This window comes from Paenibacillus sp. An7 (assembly GCF_009870785.1).
Classification (GTDB): Bacteria; Bacillota; Bacilli; order Paenibacillales; family Paenibacillaceae; genus Paenibacillus.
In genome coordinates this window covers 1-217 of the sequence record NZ_WTWX01000120.1, presented here as the reverse complement: position 1 = coordinate 217, position 217 = coordinate 1, and the positions used below count along the sequence as shown (strand labels likewise).

1 protein-coding gene is annotated in these 217 nt (G+C 36.9%); it reads right to left on the bottom strand.

Annotation, left to right across the window (positions count from 1 at the left end):
- Positions 1–217 (bottom strand): IS3 family transposase (locus GQY27_RS21385; protein WP_160037263.1); only part of this gene is annotated, 217 nt, incomplete at both ends.

Here is a 217-nt window from a genome sequence, read left to right as displayed (position 1 = left end):
CTTTGGCAAAGAAGTGAAACTTGCGCATTAAACGTAAGATTTTTTTATGATTCATAGGCTGACCGGCTTTTTCAGCTACTTCCATATACAAACCACGATAACCAATTTGCCCATTGGCTTGATCATAGATTTCTTTTAGAAAGAGATAATCTTGATAATCTAATTCTTCACTGAGGGCTCGTTTTTCTCCGTTTTGAAGCCACTTGTAATAGCCACT